19 protein-coding genes are annotated in these 23,587 nt (G+C 37.3%); 16 read left to right on the top strand and 3 right to left on the bottom strand.

Going from position 1 to position 23,587, the window contains the following annotated elements; genetic code table 11:
- Nucleotides 1-5: 5 nt before the first annotated feature.
- The 16 genes from RK01_RS07460 to RK01_RS13520 all read left to right on the top strand — a co-directional run bounded on the left by RK01_RS07460 (nt 6) and on the right by RK01_RS13520 (nt 20,940).
- A complete protein-coding gene (locus tag RK01_RS07460) occupies nt 6-1,745 on the top strand; it encodes an ABC transporter ATP-binding protein (RefSeq protein WP_016172685.1) in 1,740 nt (579 codons plus the stop codon).
- Nucleotides 1,726-3,525, top strand: a complete 1,800-nt coding sequence (locus RK01_RS07455; protein WP_016172684.1) for an ABC transporter ATP-binding protein — start codon at nt 1,726-1,728, stop codon at nt 3,523-3,525. Before RK01_RS07460 ends, RK01_RS07455 begins: the two co-directional genes overlap by 20 nt.
- Nucleotides 3,526-3,782: 257 nt before the next feature.
- Complete coding sequence (locus tag RK01_RS07450; RefSeq protein ID WP_016172683.1) at nt 3,783-4,526, top strand: MurR/RpiR family transcriptional regulator; 744 nt, start codon at nt 3,783-3,785, stop codon at nt 4,524-4,526.
- A gap of 148 nt (nt 4,527-4,674) precedes the next feature.
- Nucleotides 4,675-6,099: a 6-phospho-beta-glucosidase gene (locus tag RK01_RS07445; RefSeq protein WP_016172682.1), complete on the top strand. Its 1,425-nt coding sequence runs from the start codon at nt 4,675-4,677 to the stop codon at nt 6,097-6,099.
- Nucleotides 6,100-6,115: 16 nt separating this feature from the next.
- Nucleotides 6,116-8,236 carry a glycoside hydrolase family 3 N-terminal domain-containing protein gene (locus RK01_RS07440; RefSeq protein WP_016172681.1) on the top strand — a complete coding sequence of 707 codons (2,121 nt, stop codon included), beginning with the start codon at nt 6,116-6,118 and terminating at the stop codon, nt 8,234-8,236.
- A 226-nt stretch (nt 8,237-8,462) separates the two neighbouring features.
- The gene (locus RK01_RS07435) at nt 8,463-9,476 is read left to right on the top strand and encodes a LacI family DNA-binding transcriptional regulator (RefSeq protein WP_016172680.1); all 1,014 of its coding nucleotides are present in this window, start codon (nt 8,463-8,465) and stop codon (nt 9,474-9,476) included.
- Between the two features lie 22 nt (nt 9,477-9,498).
- On the top strand, nt 9,499-10,446 hold the full coding sequence (locus RK01_RS07430) for an ABC transporter permease (protein ID WP_016172679.1): 948 nt from the start codon (nt 9,499-9,501) through the stop codon (nt 10,444-10,446).
- 14 nt (nt 10,447-10,460) lie between these two features.
- Complete coding sequence (locus tag RK01_RS07425; protein ID WP_016172678.1) at nt 10,461-11,375, top strand: carbohydrate ABC transporter permease; 915 nt, start codon at nt 10,461-10,463, stop codon at nt 11,373-11,375.
- 12 nt (nt 11,376-11,387) lie between these two features.
- The gene (locus RK01_RS07420) at nt 11,388-13,028 is read left to right on the top strand and encodes a type 2 periplasmic-binding domain-containing protein (RefSeq protein ID WP_016172677.1); all 1,641 of its coding nucleotides are present in this window, start codon (nt 11,388-11,390) and stop codon (nt 13,026-13,028) included.
- 84 nt (nt 13,029-13,112) lie between these two features.
- Nucleotides 13,113-13,739 carry a YesL family protein gene (locus RK01_RS07415; protein WP_016172676.1) on the top strand — a complete coding sequence of 209 codons (627 nt, stop codon included), beginning with the start codon at nt 13,113-13,115 and terminating at the stop codon, nt 13,737-13,739.
- Nucleotides 13,740-13,743: 4 nt separating this feature from the next.
- Nucleotides 13,744-14,688, top strand: a complete 945-nt coding sequence (locus RK01_RS07410; protein ID WP_016172675.1) for an ROK family protein — start codon at nt 13,744-13,746, stop codon at nt 14,686-14,688.
- Between the two features lie 306 nt (nt 14,689-14,994).
- Nucleotides 14,995-15,846, top strand: coding sequence for a PRD domain-containing protein (locus tag RK01_RS07405; RefSeq protein WP_016172674.1), 852 nt, complete (start codon nt 14,995-14,997; stop codon nt 15,844-15,846).
- Nucleotides 15,847-15,848: 2 nt separating this feature from the next.
- A complete protein-coding gene (gene nagE, locus RK01_RS07400; RefSeq protein WP_016172673.1) occupies nt 15,849-17,816 on the top strand; it encodes an N-acetylglucosamine-specific PTS transporter subunit IIBC in 1,968 nt (655 codons plus the stop codon).
- Between the two features lie 190 nt (nt 17,817-18,006).
- Nucleotides 18,007-19,284: a UDP-N-acetylglucosamine 1-carboxyvinyltransferase gene (locus RK01_RS07395; RefSeq protein ID WP_016172672.1), complete on the top strand. Its 1,278-nt coding sequence runs from the start codon at nt 18,007-18,009 to the stop codon at nt 19,282-19,284.
- The gene (rho, locus tag RK01_RS07390) at nt 19,281-20,579 is read left to right on the top strand and encodes a transcription termination factor Rho (RefSeq protein WP_016172671.1); all 1,299 of its coding nucleotides are present in this window, start codon (nt 19,281-19,283) and stop codon (nt 20,577-20,579) included. Before RK01_RS07395 ends, rho begins: the two co-directional genes overlap by 4 nt.
- A gap of 97 nt (nt 20,580-20,676) precedes the next feature.
- Complete coding sequence (locus RK01_RS13520) at nt 20,677-20,940, top strand: type B 50S ribosomal protein L31 (RefSeq protein WP_016172670.1); 264 nt, start codon at nt 20,677-20,679, stop codon at nt 20,938-20,940.
- Here the strand turns inward: RK01_RS13520 and RK01_RS07385 are convergent.
- From RK01_RS07385 to RK01_RS07375, 3 genes are all read right to left on the bottom strand, one after another.
- Nucleotides 20,836-22,194 (bottom strand): site-specific integrase, encoded by a 1,359-nt coding sequence (locus RK01_RS07385; protein ID WP_016172669.1) that lies wholly within the window; start codon nt 22,192-22,194, stop codon nt 20,836-20,838. The two genes, RK01_RS13520 and RK01_RS07385, sit on opposite strands and share 105 nt — an antisense overlap.
- Nucleotides 22,195-22,288: 94 nt before the next feature.
- Nucleotides 22,289-22,564 carry a hypothetical protein gene (locus RK01_RS07380; protein WP_016172668.1) on the bottom strand — a complete coding sequence of 92 codons (276 nt, stop codon included), beginning with the start codon at nt 22,562-22,564 and terminating at the stop codon, nt 22,289-22,291.
- Between the two features lie 21 nt (nt 22,565-22,585).
- On the bottom strand, nt 22,586-23,431 hold the full coding sequence (locus RK01_RS07375) for a rolling circle replication-associated protein (RefSeq protein ID WP_016172667.1): 846 nt from the start codon (nt 23,429-23,431) through the stop codon (nt 22,586-22,588).
- Nucleotides 23,432-23,587: the final 156 nt, after the last annotated feature.

Below are 23,587 nucleotides of genomic sequence, written 5' to 3'. Positions count from 1 at the left end.
AAAAGATGAAATTATTTAAAATCTTTTTTAAAGAGTATCACAAGATGTTCTTTGTCACCTTCATTTTAATGGTAGCACAAGCAGTTGGAACATTGTTGATTCCTTATTATGTCGCTGAAATTATTGATGAAGGTATTTTGACACAAAACCAAGGAGCAATTTGGAAAAACGGGCTGTTGATGTTAGCGATTGCCCTTATCACAGGCGTAGTTGCGATTGCCGCGAGTTATTACTCTGCTATTTTAGCTGGTCGATTTGGTTATTTTTTGAGAAAAAAATTAGTAGCTAAAACCCAGAAATTATCCTTAGCAGATTTGGATGCATTTGGGACGCCAACACTTTTGGCCAGAACCACAAGTGATATTACCAATATTCAACAAATTTTGATGATGGTTTTTCAAATGATTGTGCCAGCACCCCTTATTTGTTTGGCGTCAATTGTTTTGACAGGGATGATTTCATGGCAGTTTATTTGGATTCCCATTGCTTCGATCACTTTATTTTCACTTGTAGCACTGCTGGTTATTAAAAAAGCTATTCCTTTAGCAGATGTGATGCAGCAACGAATGGATAAAATGATGCAGATTTTGCGGGAATTTTATACCGGTGTTCGGGTGATTCGTGCGTTTGACAAAACAAATGATGAGAAAAAAAGAACGGATCAAACTTTTAGCAGTTATGCAGAAGTTATGATTGCGGTCAATAAACTTTTTGCAGTGTTAAATCCAACGGTAAATTTAGTGATGGGTTTAGGTATGACAGCTGTTTTAGCCTTTGGTGGTGTTTTTGTGATGCAAGGTATGGTGCCAATCGGCAGTTTAACTGCAATTAGTGAATATACTGTTTTAAGTTTATGGTTTTTGACTATGGCTGCAATGGTAATTGTGATGATACCAAAAGCACTCGCTTCGTTAGAGCGGATTGGTGCAGTTTTAGCGGCAAATGAAGAAATTGTGGATGGTGATATAGCCGAATTTGTGCTGGCAGATAATAAACCGATTGTTTCTTTTAAACAGGTTGATTTCACATATAGTGGTGCACAAGAGCCGGTCTTATCTGATATTACCTTTGATATTTTTAAAGGTGTGACGGCAATTGTTGGTGGAACAGGCTCTGGTAAAAGTACAATTGCAAAAGCACTATTGCGCTTTAAAGATACGGCTGAAGGTGAAATCCTCTTTGGTGGGGTGCCGATTAAAAACGTCACGCAAGAAGCATTGCGACAAAAAATCAGTTATGTGCCACAAAAAGCTTTCCTATTTAGTGGTACGATTTTCGATAATTTCCTTTTTGGAAATCCTGCGGCAACAAAAGAGCAAGTGGCTAAAGCCGCTGAAGTTGCCCAAGCCGCTGACTTTATCACTTCTTTACCACAAAAGTATGAGGCCCCAATTGCTCAAAAAGGAAACAATTTTTCTGGTGGACAAAAACAACGCCTAAGTATTGCACGGGCATTGATTAAACCAGCAGCAGTATATTTCTTTGATGACAGTTTTTCAGCGCTGGATTATCAAACCGATGCTAAATTACGTCAAGCTTTAAAAACGTATTTAAAAGATGCAGCAATTGTGATCGTAGCACAACGCCTTTCGACTATTAAGGATGCGGACCAAATTATCGTATTAGATGAAGGAAAAATTGTGGGTCAAGGTACTCATGAGACGTTAATTACAACTTGCAGCGTTTATCAAGAATTTGCCAAGTCCCAAGGAATGGAGGAAAAACATGAGCACAAAGCAGGTTGAGTTAAAGAATCGCGAAATGCCACAAGATTTCAAAAAAACGGGTCAGCGGCTATTTCGTTTATTATTAGAGCAAAAGCGCCGTTTTGTAGTGATTGTTATTTCTGCCATTTTCTTTGCAACATTAATGGCAATTACACCTTTAATTTTAGGCTGGGGGCTAGATACCATTGTTGCTTTATTACGTGCGGGTGAAATAACAACAGCCAACTTAAGACGGGTATTGTGGCAGCCAGTCTTATTATTATTTTTGGCATGGGGGGGTATTGCGCTATTCTCGCTTTTGCAAGAATACACCATGGCAAGCGTAGCAGAAACATTAACATTACGCTTACGAAAACAATTGACACAAAAGATGAATCATTTACCGATCAAATTTTTTGACCAGTATAAAACAGGTGACATATTGACACGGACAACTCTTGATTTGGATAAAGTATCTGAAGTTTTACAAGTAGGACTGATGCAGATGATTTCAGCAATCTTATCTATTATCATCGGGGTGGGGTTAATGATTTATCTTAGTCCGTTACTGACCTTTGGTATCGTGATCATTTTGTTGCTGAGTTTAGCGCTAACGAATTTCTTAGCTCAGAAAAATCAAGATTATTTTTCGGAAAATCAGGCAGCTTTAGGTTACGTTGGAACAAAGGCCGAGGAAACATATTCAGGGAATTTGGTTATTAAAGCATATAACCGCCAGCAGCAAATAGAATCAGACTTAGACAAATTGAATGAAGCCCAATTTCAGGCTTTTAAAAAAGCTCAATTTGTCAGTTTTGCTATTAATCCCTTGATTCGACTAATTAACCAGCTTGGCTTTGTGATTAGTGCAGTTGTCGGTGGGCTAATGGTTATTAACGGTCAGTTATCAATCGGTTTAGTTCAAGCTTATTTACAATATGTAAATCAAGTATCAGAACCGATTACACAAGTATCCTATGTAATCAACAGTTTGCAAAGTGCCTTTGCCGCTTTGGAGCGAATCTTTGAAATTCTTGATTTACCTTGCGAAAAGGAAAATGAACTAAATGCTACCTTACCATCCCAAATACGTGGAAAAGTAAGTTTCAAACACGTTTCTTTTGGTTATGAAAAAGACCAATTGTTAATGAAAGATGTCAATTTCACTGTAAAACCAAAGCAAATGGTAGCTATTGTAGGACCAACTGGTGCGGGTAAAACGACCATGATTAATTTATTGATGCGTTTTTACGAATTAAGTAAAGGACAAATTGAAGTTGACGGTAAAAATATTCGTCATTTTGCAAGGGGGGAGATTCGTCAAAAATTTGGTATGGTCTTACAAGACACATGGCTCTTTGAAGGAACGGTGGCAGCTAATATTGCTTATGGACAACCAAATGCCAGTCGCACTGAAATTATTGCTGCGGCAAAAGCAGCGCAATGTCACCACTTTATTTTGACATTGCCAAAAGGCTATGACACGATAATTTCAACCGATGGCAGTCAAATCTCTCAAGGACAACAACAGCTTTTGACGATTGCGCGCGCAATTCTTGCCAATCCGCAACTGTTGATTTTGGACGAGGCAACTTCAAGCGTCGATACCCGTACCGAAGAAATGATTCAACAGGCAATGGACCGTTTAACGGCTGAGCGTACGAGTTTTGTGATTGCCCACCGCCTATCAACTATCAAAAATGCAGATTTGATTTTGGTGATGAAAGATGGTGCTATTATCGAGCAAGGTAGTCACGCTAGTCTAATGAAAAAAGGCGATTTTTACGTCAATCTTTATAATAGTCAGTTTGCAAGTTAATTATAATTACTCCTAAAGAGCACAATCTGCTAAGGCTGTTGTGCTCTTTGGTGGAGTAGAAAATTTTATTTTAACCAAAATAATGTAATTTATACTTACAACTTCTTTATAAGCCAGTGATTTATCCACTAGCTTTTCTGAGAAATAAGCTGAGTAATTTTAGCGGTAATCTTTTTTCTATTGGTGATTTTTCTTTTTTTAGGTAGAATAGTCAAGAAAGCGTGCTCAAAAAGTCGGCCGCTCTAGGAGGATAAAAGATGAGTTTTTTTGGCAACATTGATTTTAACGTACTATCTGATACAGATCAGGCAATTTACCATTATATGAGTAGCAATGCTGATAAAATTCCTTATATGCGAGTCCGAGATATTGCACAGGAATCCCATACTTCAGCGTCTTCTGTTATGCGGTTAATTCGAAAACTAGGCTATGAGAGTTTTACCGAATTTCGTAGCCAATTTAGTGTGCAAGCAGCTAAAAGTGAAGGCTTTGAAGAGGCATTGACTATTTTAAGTCGTGAACGTTTTCCACGAGATATCCAAAGTAAGTTAAATCAAATCGTAGAGAAAATCCAATACTGTGAAAATATTATCTTTTTTGGAATTGGTGCTTCTGGATCAATTTGTGAATATGCTGCACGACGCTTTGCATCCATTGGATATAATAGCTATCCTTTAATTGACCCTACTTATCCTATTATGTCCAAATTACAAAATACCAGTGATAATATTTTAGTAACACTATCTGTTTCAGGAATGACAAATGAAGTCGTAGAAGTGGCCAATGGTTTTCGCAATAAAGATGATTTTTTAACAATTGCTATTACTTCGGATATCAACTCTACTCTGGGGCGGATGTCAGATTATGTTTTGGATTATCATGTCGATGTAAGGCGAGTAAAAAAACATGAAGATTTAACGAGCCAGATCCCTTGTATCTTCTTGATTGAGCAGTTGGCAGAACGTTTACAAAGGCAAGAGGATGAATTACATCAAAAATAAGTTACCAAAAACACCATGTGGTACAAGCGGTACCAGGATGGTGTTTTTTTCTTTTTACTGATTCTGATGCCAGAGTTCCTAAAGTTTATTGAGGAATAAAACGCTGCCAATTATACTAAACGTAATTAAGAAAATGAGGTGACAAAAAATGGCAAATAAATTTCCAAAAGATTTTTTATGGGGTGGAGCAGTCGCTGCCCATCAAGTTGAAGGTGCTTGGAATGTTGATAAAAAAGGTGTTAGTACTGCTGATGTTATGACAGCTGGTGCAAACGGCGTAGCGCGAGAAATTACAAAAGGAATTATTGAAGGAAAAAATTATCCTAACCATGAAGCGATTGATTTTTATCATCACTATAAAGAAGATATTGCGCTATTCAAAGAGTTAGGTTTAAAGGCGTTTCGTACATCCATTAACTGGACGCGGATTTTTCCAAATGGGGATGAAGAAAAACCAAATGAAGCAGGGCTACAATTTTACGATGATTTATTTGATGAACTGTTAAAAAATAATATTGAACCGGTAATCACACTATCGCATTTTGAAATTCCGTATCACTTATACGAAAAATACGGTGGTTTTACGAATAAAAAGCTCATTGATTTTTTTGTTCACTATGCTAAAACCGTCATGACACGTTACAAAGACAAAGTGAAGTATTGGATGACCTTTAATGAAATCAACAATCAAGCAGATGGCCAACATACGCTACATACATGGACTAATTCAGCTTTATTATTCGAAGAAGGGGACAATAAAGAAGCCTTAACATTTCAAGCTGGCTTAAATGAACTAATTGCCAGCGCTAAAGTTGTCAAGTTGGGCCATGAAATTAATCCTGATTTTCAAATTGGCTGCATGATGGCTTATGTACCCATTTATCCTTACTCATGTAATCCAAGTGATTTAATGGCTTCAGTGAAAGTGATGGATCGTCGTTTCTTTTATTCGGATATTCATGCTCGGGGGATTATTCCAGCTTATGCCCAAAAATATTGGGAACAAAAGGGGTATGAGATTGAAATCACACAAGAAGAACGGCAAGCGTTAAAAGAAGGGACCGTTGACTATATTGGCTTTAGCTATTATATGTCAGGTGCAGTTACCACGCTACCAGACGTAGCAGGCGATGAAATTACAGAATTTCCAGAAGCTAAAGTGGTTTTAAATCCATATGTTTCAGCAAGTGATTGGGGTTGGCAAATTGATCCTGTCGGTTTACGCTACACATTAAATATCGTTTATGAACGGTATAATCTGCCACTTTTTATTGTGGAAAATGGCTTTGGTGCGTACGATAAATTAGAAGATGGGAAGATTCATGATCCTTATCGCATTGATTATTTACAAAAACACATCGATCAAATGGAATTGGCAGTAAATGTGGATGGAGTAGATTTAATGGGGTATACGCCTTGGGGGGTAATTGATTTAGTCAGCTTTGGTTCAGGTGAAATGGAAAAACGTTATGGTTTTATTTATGTTGACAAAGACAATGTAGGAAATGGGACTTTGAAGCGTTTGAAAAAAGATTCTTTTGCTTGGTATCAAAAGCTGATTCAAGAAAACTAGTTTAAGAGGAGCAAGTATGGAAAAAACAAAGCTTAAAGCAATTTTAGCTGATTTAACTTTGGCAGAAAAAGTGGGACAGTTGGTTCAAGTCACACCTGATTTTTTTGGTAATCCAGGAGAAATCACGGGTCCAATGTCACAGTGGTCAATGAATAACGAGCAGCTTTATCAGATTGGCTCTGTTTTAGGGACCCACCGTAGCGATGAGGTCAAAAAAATTCAAAGAGATTATTTGGCAAATAGTCGTCATAAGATTCCGTTAATTTTTATGGCAGATGTTATTCATGGCTATGAAACAATCTTTCCGATTCCACTGGCTTTAGCAGCTAGTTTTGATGCGGCTATGATTGAAAAAGTAGCTGCTGCTACAGGTGCTGAAGCAGCGACAGAAGGGGTTCACGTAACTTTTTCACCTATGGCAGATTATGTTAAAGATCCGCGTTGGGGCCGAGTTTTAGAAAGTAATGGAGAAGACCCTAGACTTTCTAAAGTGCTAACAGAAAGTTATGTTCGGGGCTATCAAGGGGATAATCTTGCTACTGAAGAAAATCATATTGCCGCTTGTGTGAAACATTTTATTGGTTATGGATCCGCTGAAGGCGGTCGCGATTACAATACTGTGGATATCTCGGATGTTGAAATGTATCAAAATTATTTACCTGCTTTTGAAGGTGCGATAGCTAGTGGCGTCAAAATGGTGATGACGTCTTTTAATAGTTTCAAAGGCATTCCTGTTACTGCCAATAAAAAGCTCATTCAAAATGTTTTGCGGCATGAATTAGGTTTTAAAGGGGTTCTTATTTCAGACTGGGCAGCAATTGGGGAATTAATGCAGCATCGTGTAGCTGAAAACCCCCATCAAGCAAGTTACAAAGCTTTCACAGCGGGGATTGATATTGATATGATGACCGATTGCTACTTGCAAGAGCTAGCTGAAATCATTCTCGCTGAAAATCTTACAGAACAACTAGATGAAGCTGTATTACGGGTATTAAATTTAAAAAATGATTTAGGCTTGTTTGAAAATCCGTATCGTGGTTTAAAAACGCAGGTTGATAAAACCAAATTAAGAAAATTAGCCTATAAAGCAGCTCTTCGTTCGGCAGTTCTTTTAAAAAATGAAGGAGCCTTACCTCTTAAAAAATCAGAGAAAATTTTATTAATTGGGACCAAGGGAACGACCCAAGATGTTTTGGGAGCTTGGTCATGGATTGGGGATAGACAAAAAGCTGTCAGTCTTGCAGACGGACTGACAGCTAAATTTCCTCAAATTGTAGTGATGGAAATTGACGATAATCAAAAAGATTGGCAAACAGTTATAACGGCTGTAAAAGAAGCTGATAAAGTACTTTTAGCTGTTGGTGAAACCAGTGATGAGGCTGGAGAAGCGGCTAGTCGTGCAAATTTGGAATTGTCTGGGGTTGAACAAAAATTAGTGGCTGTGGCCGCCCAAAATAATCCGGCTACGATTTTAATTACATTTAGTGGACGACCACTTGTTTTAACACAAGAAGCAGCAAAAACAGCAGCAATTATTTCAGGCTGGTTTTTAGGCAGTGAGATGGGTTCTGCATTAGCTGCGCTATTAAGCGGAGAGGAAAACTTCAGTGGGCATTTACCAATGAGTTTTCCCCGCAGTGTCGGTCAACTACCATATTCTTATCAGGAGATGTCGACAGGACGTCCCAAAACTAAAGACAATGGTCAAGAGAAATATATTTCGCGCTACTTGGATGAGGAAAATGGACCGTTATATGCTTTTGGTCATGGTTTATCTTATAGTCGTTTTACCTTTAGCGATTTTTCTTTATCACAAAGTAGTCTTGCAAAAGGAGAAAAAGCAACACTTCGTTTTACCGTTGGCAATGACTCGCAAATTCCTGGTTTTGCCTTGCCACAAGTTTATTTTCAAGATGAAGTGACTGAAATGATTCGTCCTAAAATCGAATTATTAAAGTGGAAACAAGTCTATCTTGAAGCAGGAGAGTCAAAAACAATTTCATTTGTTCTTTCACCTAAAGATTTTGCTTACGTTCATGAAAACTTAAAAAGATATTCAGATCCAGGTGAAATTCAGCTGTTTTTAGCCACTAGTGCAACTGAAATTGTGGACAAGGTACAGTTGCAACTGCTTTAAATCTGTTTTAAAAGTAACGCTTTGTCTAAGATTTATTTCATAACTTTAAACCTATCAGTGGTACAACAGGTACCATTTTGACATTTTTTTCCAAAAGTTGAAACGAAAACCAACTCGACTGTAAACTATTGTTTTTGAAAACGTTTTTATTTATGATATGAATGTAAAAAGTAACACATTCTTTTTTATTTAAATAAAATAAAAACGTTTTTATTTGGGAGGAGTTATGAAAGAGAGGGTCACAATTCGGGAAGTCGCAAAAGAAGCTAACGTTTCTATTGCAACTGTTTCAAAAGCGTTAAACGACGTTGACGTGGTGAAACCAAAGACAAAAGAAAAAGTTATTGCAGCAGCAAAAAAACTTCATTATACCCCCAATTTGATGGGGAAAAATTTGAAAGCAAAGCGCACAAAAATGATTGGTTTTTATACGCATACCATTATTGGTCCTTACTTTAGCACTTTAATAGAAGCAATTGTAAAAGAAGCAGAAAAACATCACTACGGGGTGAATGTCATTATCTCTTCTGATAAACAAGTTTTAACTTCACATCTATTAGGGAATATGGTGGATGGTTTTATCGGTTTTGAAGATTTAATTGATGATGAGGCGCTCAGTACAATTCAATCAGAAAGAATTAATGCTGTATTTATGGATCGACAAATCAATGATCGTAGTATCAGCAGTATTGTTTTTGCTTCTCGTAAAGCAGGAAGACTCGCTACAAAAGAGTTGATTGCAAAAGGACATCAAAAAATCGGTTTTTTGCCGGGACATCCTGGCGTTTATGACAGTGATGAGCGTTACTTAGGTTATGTTCAAGCGATGCGCGCCGCCGAGCTAACTGTAAATGATACTTGGATTATCCCTGGATTATTTGAAGAAAAAGCGAGTTTTGAAAATATCGATCACTATTTAAAGACAACCGACAAAAAGGACTGGCCGACAGCATGGATTGCCGGTAATGATTTAAGTGCAATTGGTGTCATTAAAGCTGTGGAAGCAAACAATCTGCAAGTTCCTACTGATTTTAGTGTAATTGGTTTTGATGATATCGAGTTATTACGCTATTTCAAGCCGCGAGTAACTACTGTTCAAAACCCGATTAGAACACAAGGAAAAGAAGCAGTGATAGAGCTTTTGGCTTTAATTGCCGGTGATAAAGCTGGCGAGAATAAAATTTTAGATTGTCGTTTAATCCGTGGTGAAACGACAACAGCAGTCGAGTTGCAAAAATAAGATTAGAAATTAGGAGGAAAATATGTTGGAAGCAAAAGCCAAACCAACCCTAGGGGCACGTTTTAAAAAATGGTGGCGAGATTTTGGACACCAATGGCAATTACAGTCGATGGCAATTCCTGGGATTGTTTATATGATTATTTTTAGTTTTATTCCTATTTACGGCTTAGTGATTGCCTTTAAAAATTACACCGTAATTGACACCATTGACAGTGCGCAGTGGGTGGGATTTGAAAACTTCAAAATCATTATGGAAGATAAGTACTTTTGGCAATCGGTTGTGAATACATTGGGCATTAGCGCATTGAAACTAGCCTTTGGATTTGTCTTACCGATTATTATCGCCGTGATGATTTACGAATTACGAGACAGTGTCTTTAAGCGGGTGATTCAAACAATTTCTTATCTACCACACTTTTTATCATGGATTATTTTAGGTGGGATGATTATTACCTGGTTTTCTTCAAACGGGATGATTAATGAGTTGTTAAACTTCATCGGTATCCAGACGAAGCAAAATCACATGCTAGACGTTGGTAAATATTGGTGGATTGCTTCTTTATCAGATGTTTGGAAAGAAGCTGGATGGGGAACAATTTTATATTTGGCCACGATGGCGCGTATTGATCCAACGTATTATGAGGCTGCCAAAATGGATGGTGCTTCACGACTACGTCAAATTTGGAGTATTACGATTCCCATGATTCGCAATATCATTTCGTTAAATTTAATCTTAAGTGTAAGCGGTTTATTCAATTCGAATTTAGATCAAACTTTAGTTTTGATGAATTCTCAAAATCAGCCTAAAGCAGAAGTCATTAATTCTTACGTTTATCGTGTTGGTTTAATGCAAGGAGACTTTTCTTATGCAACAGCCGTGGGGCTTGGAATCTCAATTATTTCAGTTATTTTGTTAGCTGCAACCAATATTGTTACGAAAAAATTAAACGATAATCAATCGGTCTTGTAAAAGGAGGAAACGTAATGGAAAAAAGAAGTTTGTCACTCGCTAAACCCAAAAGTAACGTTGTACAAGATAAAGACAGTAAAATCTTCAACTTTGTTAATGTTTTACTCCTACTCGTTTTTACAATCATTATTATCGTGCCGGTTTGGAATATCGTAGCGTCATCTTTTGCCTCAAGTGATGCATTGGCAAAGGGGGATTTCGTTTTCTGGCCTTCAGAAATCTCATTTGATAATTATCGCAAGGTTTTAGGCGATGCTTCCATTTGGCAAGCATTAATTATTTCAGTGGGAAAGACAGTAATTGGTGTTTTAGCGCATACCGCATTTTGTGCCATTATGGCTTATGCTTTATCAAAAAGAAATTTAAAAGGTCGGGGATTGTATTCCACGATGGGAATTATCACCATGTTCTTTTCTGGTGGGATGATTCCAACATACTTATTGATTAAATCTTTAGGGCTATTAAATACTTTTTGGGTCTACATTATCCCAGCCCTACTTTCTTATTACGATGTTATTATCTTGATGAACTTTTTTAGAGATGTACCAACATCTTTGGAAGAGTCAGCTAAGATTGATGGAGCAAGTGATTGGGGCGTATTTTTGAAAATCTTTGTGCCTTTATCTAAACCTGCATTAGCAACAATTGCCCTTTTTCACGGGGTTTGGCAGTGGAATGACTTTATGACAGCTAAATTATACGTAACGGATAAAGCATTATATCCTTTGCAAATGAAATTATACGAAATTATTACGCAATCACAAGCAGCATCCCAACAAGGCTTAAATGCGGCGGTCGAAATTAGCACAACATCTAAGGGGGTACAATTGGCAACTATCGTAGTCACGACCGTTCCGATTTTAATTATTTATCCATTGCTACAAAAACATTTTATCTCAGGCATGATGCTTGGGGCAGTAAAAGAATAGGAGGAGTAATAAATGTTTAAGTTTTCAAGCAAAAAAATCGTAGGGACTTTGGCACTGGCAAGCGCAGTCTTAGCATTAGGAGCCTGTGGTAGTAAAAAAGATGAATCAACAGCAGAAAAAAAGGTGGATCTCCCCTCCATTGAAGACCGATATAAACCAGATGAAAATACACCAGCCTGGAAATTAGATACCAAAAAAGAAGCGACCAAATTAACTTGGTACGTAAACGCTGATTGGTGGAATACAGAATTTGGTAAAGATATGGTAACTAAAAAAGTCAAAGAAGATTTAAATGTCGATATCAAATTCATTACTGGTGATGACACCAAATTAAATACGTATTTTGCTGGCGGAGATATGCCAGACATTGTGACTATCTTTGACTCCAACTCACAAGTAGCACGTAAAGCAAATTCTTGGGCATTACCATTACAAGATTTAGCGAAAAAATATGATCCATATTTTAATAAAGTAGCCCGTCAAGAAACATTAAATTGGTATAAATTGTCCGATGGAAAATCTTATGGCTATCCAGATTATTCCAATACGCAACAAGACTTTGATAGTGGGGATATTTTTGCCCGAGATGCATTTATTATTAGAAAAGATGTCTATGAAGCAATTGGAAAACCCGACTTCACAACACCAGAAGGCTTTGTGGCCGGTATGAAGAAGATTAAAGCACAATTTCCAGATTTAATTCCATTTGGGTTTAATGATTTTGCTAAAGATGGTTCTTCAAATGGCTCTATGGATAGCGTTGTACAAGATATGCTAGGTGTCCCTTATACAAAAGATGGCAAATACTATGACCGTAATTTAGATTCTGATTATATTAAATGGGTGAAGGCTTTCCGTCAAGTTCACCAAGACGGCAATATTTCTGATGATACTTTCACAGATGATGGCGATAAATTCAAAGAAAAATTACAAACTGGTAAATATGGTGCTGTTATGATTGGCTCATTTGTAAACCAAGGGATTCCATTACAAACCTTTAAAGCTGCAAATCCAGACAGCGAATATATTGCAATTGACGGCATTCAAAGTACCCAAGGTAATAAAGCAACATTAACACAAGCTGGTATTTCTGGTTGGATGATTAACTACATTGGTAAAAACTGCAAAGATCCTGCTAAAGCAATGCAAGTGTTCACTTATCTTTTAAGTGATGAAGGTGAAATGTTAACAAACTTTGGTATTGAAGGACAAACCTATACTAAAGAAGGCGATAAAGTAAAATGGACCGATGAAGCACGTAAAATTCAACAAGATGATCCTGAAAAATGGCAATTGGAGTACCGCATGGGTGAGTTCATTCAATTTGGTCATGACCGCTTTAAAGCAATGAATGATGATTCATACGTCGATGCAGTGAAACAAATGCAACAATGGGGTGAAGGGAAATTAACTTCACAATTTTTAACAGAAAATATTGGCCCTGATGCGGGTAGTCAAGAAGCGCGAGCTTTAAGTGCAATCCAAACAAATTGGAGCACAACTCTTGTAGGTATGTTGCGGGCAAAAGATGACAAAGAACTAGACGGTTTGTTAAATAAATACGAAGATTTCCAAAAAGATAATAAGATTAATGATGTAAATAAAGTTCGTAACGATAAAATTGAAGAAAATAAGAAAAAATTAGACATGTAATTTTTCTAGGAGAAGCAGTTTTGCTTCTTCTATACATAGAACAAGTAACCAAGTAATCTGTGACAAAAACAAGGAGGAAGTATCATGCAAAAAATATTTAGTACCGATGGCCTAATCTATGGCGGGATGGAGCGGCTCTATCAAGTATTGTTATTGAATGTTATTTTTATTATTTCCTGTTTGCCGCTTTTTACTATCGGTGCTGCAATCAGCGCAGCATATGGGACTGCTTATAAATTAACCGAACATAAAGAAGGTGTTTTATATAAAACGTACTGGCACCAATTCAAACAAAATTTTCCTCCAGCTACCAAAATGTGGCTACTGATAATCGCGATAGTTGGTGGTATGCTTTTTGCTTTACCGTATTTCCGTTATCTCATTGTGGGAAATAAAGTTGCTTATTATATGGTCATGGTGGGGCTTACATTTATTATTTTGCTGAGTTTGTATCTTTTTCCACTAATTGCCCGTTTTGAAAATACATTGGCCGCAACTATTACAAACGCTATGATTTTATCGTTAAAACATTTACCAATCAGTATTATTTTATTTTTTGTAACGGTGGGCGGGCTGTTTTTATTGCCGGTATATTTACCCAAGTTACTATTTGCTTGGCTCTTTATTGGATTTGGGTCAGTATTTTTTATTAATGCAAAATTACTCCTAAAAGTTTTTAGTCAATACGAGAATATGAAAGAGGGAAGTTGAGAATATGTACGTAGGGTTTGATATTGGTGGAACAACCGTGAAATACGGTGTGTTAGATGAAACAGGAAATATTCTAGAAAAAGCTGCAATTCCGACAAATTATGATTTAGCCGAGTTCTTAGATGAATTAGTAGCAATTGTGGAAAACGCGCAAGAACACTATAAAAAAATTGATGGCATTGGAATTAGTGCACCAGGTATTATTCAAAAAGATGGCTATATGCAGACTGCCGGTGCGATAAAACCTTTTTATGGTGCCAATATCAAAGTTGAGTTAGAACGACGTACCGGTCTTGCGGTTTCAATTGAAAATGATGCGAATGCTGCAGCAATCGCAGAACGTTGGATCGGCAATGCTATTGGTTTGGATAATTATTTGTGTATTGTATTGGGTACAGGTATTGGTGGCGGTATTGTTATTAATGGAGAAGTATACCGCGGAGCCCATGGCATGGCTGGTGAATTTGGCTGGAGTATTATAGATACACTACCAAAGAGCGGCGATATTGAAGAGGTGTCATGGAATAAGCGTGCAGCAACAGTTGGTGGGCTTTGTTATCAATATAATTTAGCGCAAAAAGCAGCCGATAAGAATGCTATAGATATCTGGGATGCACGAAAAATCTTTGCCAAAGAAGCGGCAGGCGAAACACTGGCACTAAAAATTGTCGATCAGTTTTTAACTGATTTAGCAGTCGGGATGCTAAATTTAATCAGCTGCTTTGATCCGGAAGTGATTTTATTTGGCGGTGGCATCAGCTCCAATAAGGAGTTTAATGAACGCTTCCAAACGAGACTAAGTGAAGTAATGAACCGACATGAGTCAATTCATTATTTAAAAGATCAAACAATCGCAGCTGTACGTCCGGCTAAATTACAAAATGATGCCGGTATGATTGGTGCTGTCTATCAAATTCATCGCCAAGTGACGCAAAAACAGTTTATTTAACTGCTCTATTATCCTTAGAGTGTTTAAAAAAATACAAGAAAATAATAACATTTATGGAATTGTAATAGTTGTTTTTATCAGCTGCTTCATTTATTTTTTTAAGAATTGCGAATTTTTTTAAAAATTGGTATTGACCTTTGCGAACGTTTTCTTTATAATGACGAATGTAAATAATATTATTTCATGTGACTAGATAATACTAGGCGTGGAAAGACTCACTTCAAGCGATTGGTTGAAGTTGGTTTTTTCACGTCTATTTTATTTCTTTGGTTGCAAAATACTTTCTAAAATCTGCAGAGGTGAACCATGAAAGTTAAAAAATTATTGAATCAAAATGCAGTCTTAATCGATGACGACGGTCAGGAAAAAGTTGCAATTGGTAAAGGAATTGGCTTTAACAAAAAAAGGAATGATCTCATTTTTGCAAAAGAAGTCGAGCGGATGTTTGTCATGGAGCCAGACTCCCAGATGAAATTGCAAAATCTGCTAAATCAAATTGACGAGAAATTTTTATTTGCTGCAGAGCACATCGTCAATCATGCAGAAATGGTTTTAATGGAAAAATTAAATGAACACGTTTTAATTGCTTTAACAGATCATTTGGCATTTAGTGCAGAAAATATAAGTAACGGCATTATTGTACGCAATAAATTGCTAAAAGAAATTGAAGTACTCCACAAAGAAGAATTTGGGATTGCACAATGGGCAGTAGATTATTTAAATAGTGAGCTTAAAATTCCTTATAGTTATGATGAGGCAGGGTATATTGCTATCCATTTACACAGTGCGCGTAATGGCGAGCGGAATAACCATCGTAGCATTCGAGAAGTCACAATTGTTTCAGAAATTATGAATTTAATTGCCAAAGAGTTGCAAATTGATTTATATGCAGAAGCTATGGCACTGAACTACTCACGTTTGGCTAATCATTTGCGTTTGTTATTGCAACGTTATCAAAAACAGCAATATGCGGTTTTAGACGATGAAATTGTCGAAATGGTACGAGAAAAGTACCCGGAAAGTTATGAAATTGCCAAAAAAGTTCGAGTCATGCTGATTAAACAGTATCAATTGGCGACTTCCAGTGAAGAATTAGGCTATATTGCAATTCATATTGAAAGATTGAAGCGCGTAGCCCAAAAAGAAGAGGGGAATTAGAAATGAAAGCATATTTACAACGAATTGGTCGCTCTTTAATGTTGCCGGTCGCAACCTTACCAGTAGCAGCACTTTTTATGGGAATTGGTTATTGGATTGATCCGAGCGGTTGGGGTGGAAATAATATTTTGGCTGCCTTTTTAATTAAAGCAGGGGGCACAATTCTAGATAATCTAGGTATTTTATTTGCCGTTGGCTTAGCTTATGGTATGTCAAAAGATAAAGATGGCGCTGCGGCATTAGCTGGTTTGGTAGCCTTTTTAACACCGATGACATTGGTAAATAGTCAAGCAGTTGCGCTATTTACCAAAGTAGACATTGAAAAAGTCAACGTAGCTTTTGGTGCAATTAATAATAAAAATGTATTTATCGGGATTTTAGCTGGTTTAGTAGCTGCAGCGATGTATAACCGTTTTAGTGGCGTGAAATTGCCAATGGCGTTATCTTTTTTCAGTGGTAAACGAGCAGTTCCAATTGTGACTGCCGGTTTAATGGCAATTATTTCGGCATTATTAATTTTTATTTGGCCACCTGTTTATAACGCATTAGTAGCTTTTGGCGAAATGATTTCAAGCATGGGACCAGTTGGGGCAGGTCTTTATGGGTTCTTTAACCGTTTATTAATTCCAACTGGGTTACACCATGCGTTAAACAACGTATTTTGGTTTAACTTGGCGGGAATTGATGATATTGGTAAATTCTGGGCAAGTGAAGGAACAAAAGGTATTACGGGGATGTATCAAGCTGGATTCTTCCCAGTTATGATGTTTGGTTTACCTGCTGGTGCATTGGCAATTTATCAATGTGCCAAACCTGAAAAGAAAAAAGTCACTGCATCATTAATGGTTGCTGCCGCTTTTGCATCATTTTTTACAGGTGTGACAGAACCCCTAGAATTTTCATTTATGTTTGTGGCATGGCCTTTATATGTGGTTCATGCGGCTTTAACTGGTATCTCAATGTTTATCGCAGCAACTTTTCATTGGACAGCAGGCTTTAATTTTAGTGCAGGGTTCATTGACTTTTTCTTGAGTTTACGCGTTCCAATTGCTAATAAACCGTATATGTTAATTGTCTTAGGTTTAATTATGGCAGTTGTATATTATGTAACATTTATGTTTGTGATTAAGAAATTTAACTTGATGACACCTGGTCGTGAAGAAGATGAAGAAGAAGCGACAGAAGATATTGATCAATTTGTTGCTGCTGGAGACGATAAGTTTGCCGCAATTGCAAACCAAATATACAATGCTTTGGGCGGTGCAGCGAATGTTACTTCGATTGATAATTGTACGACGCGTTTGCGTTTACAGGTAAAAGATACTGGTACAGTGGATCAAGGAAAAATTAAGCGTACTGGTATGCCTGGGGTCAAAGTAATCGATGATAAAAATATTCAAGTTATCGTTGGGACAGAAGTACAATTTGTCGCAGATGAAATGACCCGTTTACATCAAGGTGGTGTTTCTAATACAACTGCGAAAAAAGAAGTACCAGTCGCAAAAGCTATGACCAAAAAACAAGATGTTTTTGCGATTAGTAATGGTATAGTAAAAGACATTACAACAGTAAGTGATGATGTCTTCTCACAAAAAATGATGGGTGAAGGATTTGCAGTAACCCCAAGTGATGATGCTGTTTTTACACCAGTATCTGGTACGATTACTAGCGTTTTCCCAACTAAACATGCAATTGGAATTAAAGCAGATAATGGCTTGGAAATCCTAGTACACATGGGAATTGATACTGTCAGTCTAAAGGGTGAACCATTCACTGTTTTTGTAACAGAAGGGCAAAAAGTAGGTCGTGGCCAAATGTTAGCTAAAATGGATTTAGCTAAAGTAAAAGCTAGTGGTAAAGATAGCGATATTATGGTAGTTTGTACCAATAGCAATGAGTTAGCTCAGCTTGATATAGCATTGCAAAAGGTTAATGCAAATGCTGTTATTGGCACAATTGAAAGTAAATAAATTGTAAGAAAGTAAAAGACACGTTCGTTTTTTTGTATCGATAGCCAAGATCTATTTTGGAAAAGATATGAAAAACTCGCGTGTCTTTTTTCTTATAAATCTTTTTAAGCTAAATAGCTCCGCTCTTTTGCAAAGAGAGCGTCTGTGTTAAAATTAGCGAGTGTGAATAAAATAAGAATAGGTGGCTTTTATGAAAAAAATCATCATTAATGGTGGCCGTAAACTTCAAGGTGAAGTAACAATTAGTGGCGCCAAAAATAGCGCAGTCGCACTCATTCCGGCTGCAATTTTAGCAGACTCACCTGTCGTTTTAGAAGGTGTTCCTGATATTAACGATGTGCATTCGTTAATGGAAATTTTAGAAATCATGGGCGTGAAGGTCCAATTTGAAAATAATACAATGACGATTGATCCAACTGAAATTGTCTCTATTCCAATGCCAAGTGGCAAAATCAATAGCTTACGCGCGTCTTATTATTTTATGGGCGCTTTGCTAGGAAAATTTGGTGAAGCAGTCGTAGGATTACCAGGAGGCTGTTATTTGGGTCCGCGTCCCATTGACTTGCACGTTAAAGGCTTTGAAGCTTTAGGGGCATCTGTCAACAATGAGCACGGTGCGATGTATTTGCGGACAGAAAATAAAGAGTTAAAAGGCGAGCGCATCTTTATGGATGTGGTTTCTATTGGTGCAACCATTAATGTCATGTTAGCTGCAGTGAAAGCCAAAGGACGCACGATTATTGAAAATGCGGCACGAGAGCCCGAAATAATTGATGTCGCCACCTTGCTAAATAATATGGGGGCAAAAATTCGGGGAGCGGGCACTAATGAAATTAGAATTGAGGGTGTCGATGAATTGCATGGGTGTCGTCATGCGATTATCCCAGACCGAATTGAAGCGGGGACTTATTTAGCTCTAGCAGCAGCTTGTGGCGATGGAATTAAAGTTCATAATGTAATCTATGAACATTTAGAAAGTTACATTGCCAAATTAGAAGAATTAGGTGTTCCAATGGAAATTAGTGAAGACACCATTGAAGTCTTTCCAGTTGAAAAATTAAATCCTGTCCACATCAAAACTTACCCTTATCCTGGTTTTGCAACAGATTTGCAACAACCCATTACACCACTACTTATTAAAGCTAACGGAACTTCTGAAATTATCGATACGATTTATTCCAAGCGAATCAATCATATTCCAGAACTTGTGCGCATGGGCGCAGATGCTCAAATAGAAGGCAATATGATGATTTTAAATGGGCCAAAACAATTACATGGAGCTGAAGTTATCGCTTCTGATTTACGAGCGGGAGCCTGTCTTGTAATTGCCGGTTTAATGGCAGAAGGCACGACCACCATTATGAATGTTGAATATATTTTACGCGGTTATGACCATATCGTTGAAAAACTAACAGCTCTAGGTGCGGATGTTAAAATGATAGAAACAGATCGCGAGGATCAAGCATGAAAAAAGATTATTTAACAATGGCGGAGCTGGAAAACAGCACGCTAAAAGACATTTATCAGTACGCCAAACAATTCAAAATTCCTTATTACAGCCAAATGAACAAAAAAGAGTTATCATTGGCGGTCATTCGGGCTCAAGCTGAAAAGCAAGGTTTCTTTTATATGGAAGGCGTTTTGGATATTGTCGGTCAAGACGGTTACGGTTTTTTACGTCCCATTAATTATGGTCCCAGTGCCGAAGATATCTACATTTCTTCATCGCAAATTCGCCGATTTGGTCTACGCAACGGTGACAAAGTTGCGGGTAAGGCCAGACCACCTAAGGAATCCGAACGTTATTATGGTTTGATGCATGTTGAAAGTGTAAATGGAAAAGATCCTGAAGAAGCGAAAGAACGTCCGCATTTTCCTGCCTTAACCCCACTTTATCCTGATCGTCAAATTCGATTGGAAACCAAATCTGGCCGTTTGGCAACACGGATGATTGATATTTTTGCCCCAGTTGGTTTTGGCCAACGGGGATTGATTGTCGCTCCACCAAAAGCGGGTAAAACGAGCATTTTAAAAGAAATCGCAAATGGAATCACCGATAATTATCCAGATGTTGAATTAATTGTTTTACTAATTGATGAACGCCCAGAAGAAGTAACGGATTTAGAACGTAGTGTTAAAGGAGATGTGGTGTCTTCGACTTTTGATTTGCAACCGCAAAATCACACCCGCGTTTCTGAACTTGTCTTAGAGCGTGCCATGCGTTTAGTAGAAGACAAACGAGATGTCGTTATTTTGATGGACTCCATTACCCGTTTAGCACGAGCCTATAACTTAGTAGTACCGCCAAGCGGACGGACATTAAGTGGGGGGATTGATCCTGCTGCTTTGTATAAACCAAAGAAATTTTTTGGTGCGGCTCGTAATATCGAAGAAGGCGGCAGCTTAACTATTTTAGCTACTGCTTTAGTTGATACAGGCAGTAGAATGGACGATGTCATTTACGAAGAGTTCAAAGGAACCGGGAACATGGAATTGCACCTTTCACGAGAACTAGCAGAGCGTCGTATTTTCCCAGCTATTGATATTAAAAAATCAGGTACACGTAAAGAAGAATTATTAATGAAACCTGAACAATTAGAAGAAACATGGAAATTACGGAACAATATGTTAGGCGACTCTTTAGAGTATACCGACCAGTTTGTGCAGTTTTTAAAGAAAACCAAAAATAATACCGCGCTTTTTGGCGCTTTTAAAGAAGTTTCTTTTGGTAAAAAGACACCACGAAGAAATATAAAAAGATAATTGCATCTCTAGATAAAACATGATAGTATATTCTTGTTGTAAATTAGACAAATAACTCTGGCGCAGCAAATGAACCAGGGCAAAGGAGCGAAAGTAAATGAAAACAGAAATCCATCCAGATTACCATCCAGTTGTATTCATGGACTCAACTACAGGTTTCAAATTCTTGTCAGGTTCTACTAAAACTTCACAAGAAACAGTTGAATGGGAAGATGGCAACACATACCCATTAATCCGGGTCGAAGTTACCTCTGACTCACATCCATTTTACACTGGTCGTCAAAAATTCACGCAAGCCGACGGACGTGTGGACCGTTTCAACAAAAAATACGGTCTCAAAGACGCAAACGCTGCAGAATAAGAAAAACGCTGATATACCAACGTTTAGCAGACTATCTGATAGGGATAGTCTGCTTTTTTCGCTTTTGACCATACTTTTGACCTTCTGCAAACTTCCTTGTTGTTCCTCTGTGAAACTCATGAAATCCGCAAAACGATTTGCCGTTTCTTCCGTCTGTTTTTTTGTGACATGGGTGTAGATATCCGTAGTCGTTTTAATATCTGTATGTCCTAACCGAAATTGAACTTCTTTAAGAGAAGCTCCGGATTCAAATAGCAGACTGCAATGGGTATGACGAAAACCATGAGGTGTGATACGTTTTAAGTTATTCTCATTTATGATGATTTTCAAGTTGTGATTTACATAGTCTAAATAAAGTGGTTTATTTTCTTCTGATACAAATAGGAGCTGTTCACCATTCTTTGCCGGTTTAATTCCCATTTTAAAAAAATATTCTTTTTGCTTTAATTGCCATCGTTTTATTACTTGTAAGGTTTCAGAGTCTATCGAGATTGTTCGAAGGCTCTTTTCTGTTTTGGGAACTTGGAATTTGATTTCCCATTTATCACATGTGGCTAACGTTTGTTTAACAGAAAGTGTGCTTTTCTCGAAATCAATGTCTTTCCAACGTAAGGCTAATAATTCACCCTTACGTAATCCTGTAAAAGCTAAAATCCGGAAAATTGGATAAATCGGATCTGGATATTTTTTGGCAATTTCAAGGAATTCCAATAGCTCTTCCTTTTCATAGTAAGGTGCAGAATAGCGTTCCTCGTCAATTCGTTTCTTACGCTTTGGACGAATCACAGCATCCATGGGATTACTTCGGATGAGCCGTAAACTCAAAGCATACTTGAAAACAGATGAAGTCAGACCAATTAAGTTGGAATATTTTTTGTAATAGCTATACCAGTGATTTACCTGTTTTTGACAATAAGGAATTGAAATTCTTGAGATTTTCAAATTGCCAAAAAGAGGTAAGATATGCTTTTTGTAAGCCAATTTTTGAGCGACATAGGTACTTTCACGAATCGTATTTTTATATTGCTCAAACCACTCATCTGCCAATTCTGAAAAAAGGCGTTGTGAATTTGTCACCACATCATTTTCTTCTACTTGTACCATCAAGCGATTATAAGCTTTCTTGGCTTCTTGTGGTGATTTAAAACCACGCTTGGTGGTGTATTTCTTTTTTCCTGTAACCGGATCAATACCGAGATATGCTTTAAACATATAGGCGATTGTGCCATTTTTCTTTTTATATTTATTTATCATAAGTTTCTCCCTTGATTCACTCGCCAGTATATCAAAGAGAAGGGGTTCTCCTTTCTTATCGGTATCATAGTCAGCGAAAACAAGTAAGTCAAGGTTAGATTTTTAGACTGTCTAAAAATTGTTTTACATCTTCACGATCAAAGCGAGTTTCTTTACCAAAAGGAATGACTTTTAACCCATGATCAATCCAATTATTGAGGCGAGTATCACCAATCTTTAGTTGTTGCTTTAATTGTTTTCGTGTTGGGTAGGGAGGTAACTCCTTTGCTTTTGATTGTTTTGATTCTTCTTCCTCAATTCTTTGCTTCGTTAATTGAACAAGCTCTTCAATTATTTCTTGATTGAATTCAATCGGTACATTAACAGTCATATTTTTACCTACTTTCGAAATTCATTTTTTGATTTTTGTATAGCGAACAATGCTTTCTTGAAAATCCATCACTTGTTCAGAATTTCCACCTTCATTTATCGCACTGTAAAATATCGGACGCCTTACAAGATACTCATTGGTATAAAGTACATCTTGGTTTGTGGGGTCAAAAGGACGATCCACGAGTTGTTTTGTGACGCTAGGTACTTTGAGGTTGCGCGACTTGAAGAACGCTTTTTTCTTATGCTCTTTCAAATCCAAGTCCTTATCGAAGTATTTACTGATATAGCGCCCACGATTTTCGATGCTATCCACATCAATCTTGTTGATTTTGACAAATCCATGTCCCCAGATGGTAGTAAGGCGATTGACAGAGAGAAAAGGAAAATCAAATAGGATGATGTGGTAATGGATGGCACCTCGTTCTTGTTTTTCCCAAGTGGCAAGGTATTTTAGGTTTGCTTTTTTTGTGTGATATAGTTCGTAGTTTAGTCGTTTGATAAATTTTTTAAATTCATTATTCGCATAGGCAATATCTTGAACGTTTTCTCTGAAAGTGAGGGTTAAAAATTTTGTCTGATTGTCAAAGTTCATATCCACGAGTCGGGCAATTTCAAAGCGCATATTTTGATAGTATTTTTGTTTTCGTTTTAAGCTGTCGTATTGCCCTTGAGCAGATAGGTCATCATAGCTTTTTCTTTTATCAGTAGTCGTACTTTCTTCTTCATAAAGCCAGGCTAATTCTTTTTTTCGTTTTGGGTTGGTTTCATTTTTGTCTGCTTTTTGTTTAGGAGTAATGATTGCTTCATAATCATAAATTTCAAGGTACGTGGGAGTTTCAATGATTTTCTGATTATAAGCTTTCAAAACCATCACTCCTTGATACGTATTCATTTGTCAAAGAACCATCAGTTGTCGCCTGATGTTGTTCTATAAATCAAGTTAAGGGGAAGTCCTGCAAAGCAGTCCTTCCAGCCTATGTGTTTATTGGGCGGTCTTAACGGACAGAAGCGGCTCTATGGC

Source organism: Enterococcus dispar ATCC 51266 (assembly GCF_000406945.1).
GTDB classification, from domain to species: domain Bacteria; phylum Bacillota; class Bacilli; order Lactobacillales; family Enterococcaceae; genus Enterococcus_C; species Enterococcus_C dispar.
The sequence above is the reverse complement of the archived record's forward strand: the minus strand, read 5'-3'. Positions and strand labels throughout refer to the sequence as shown.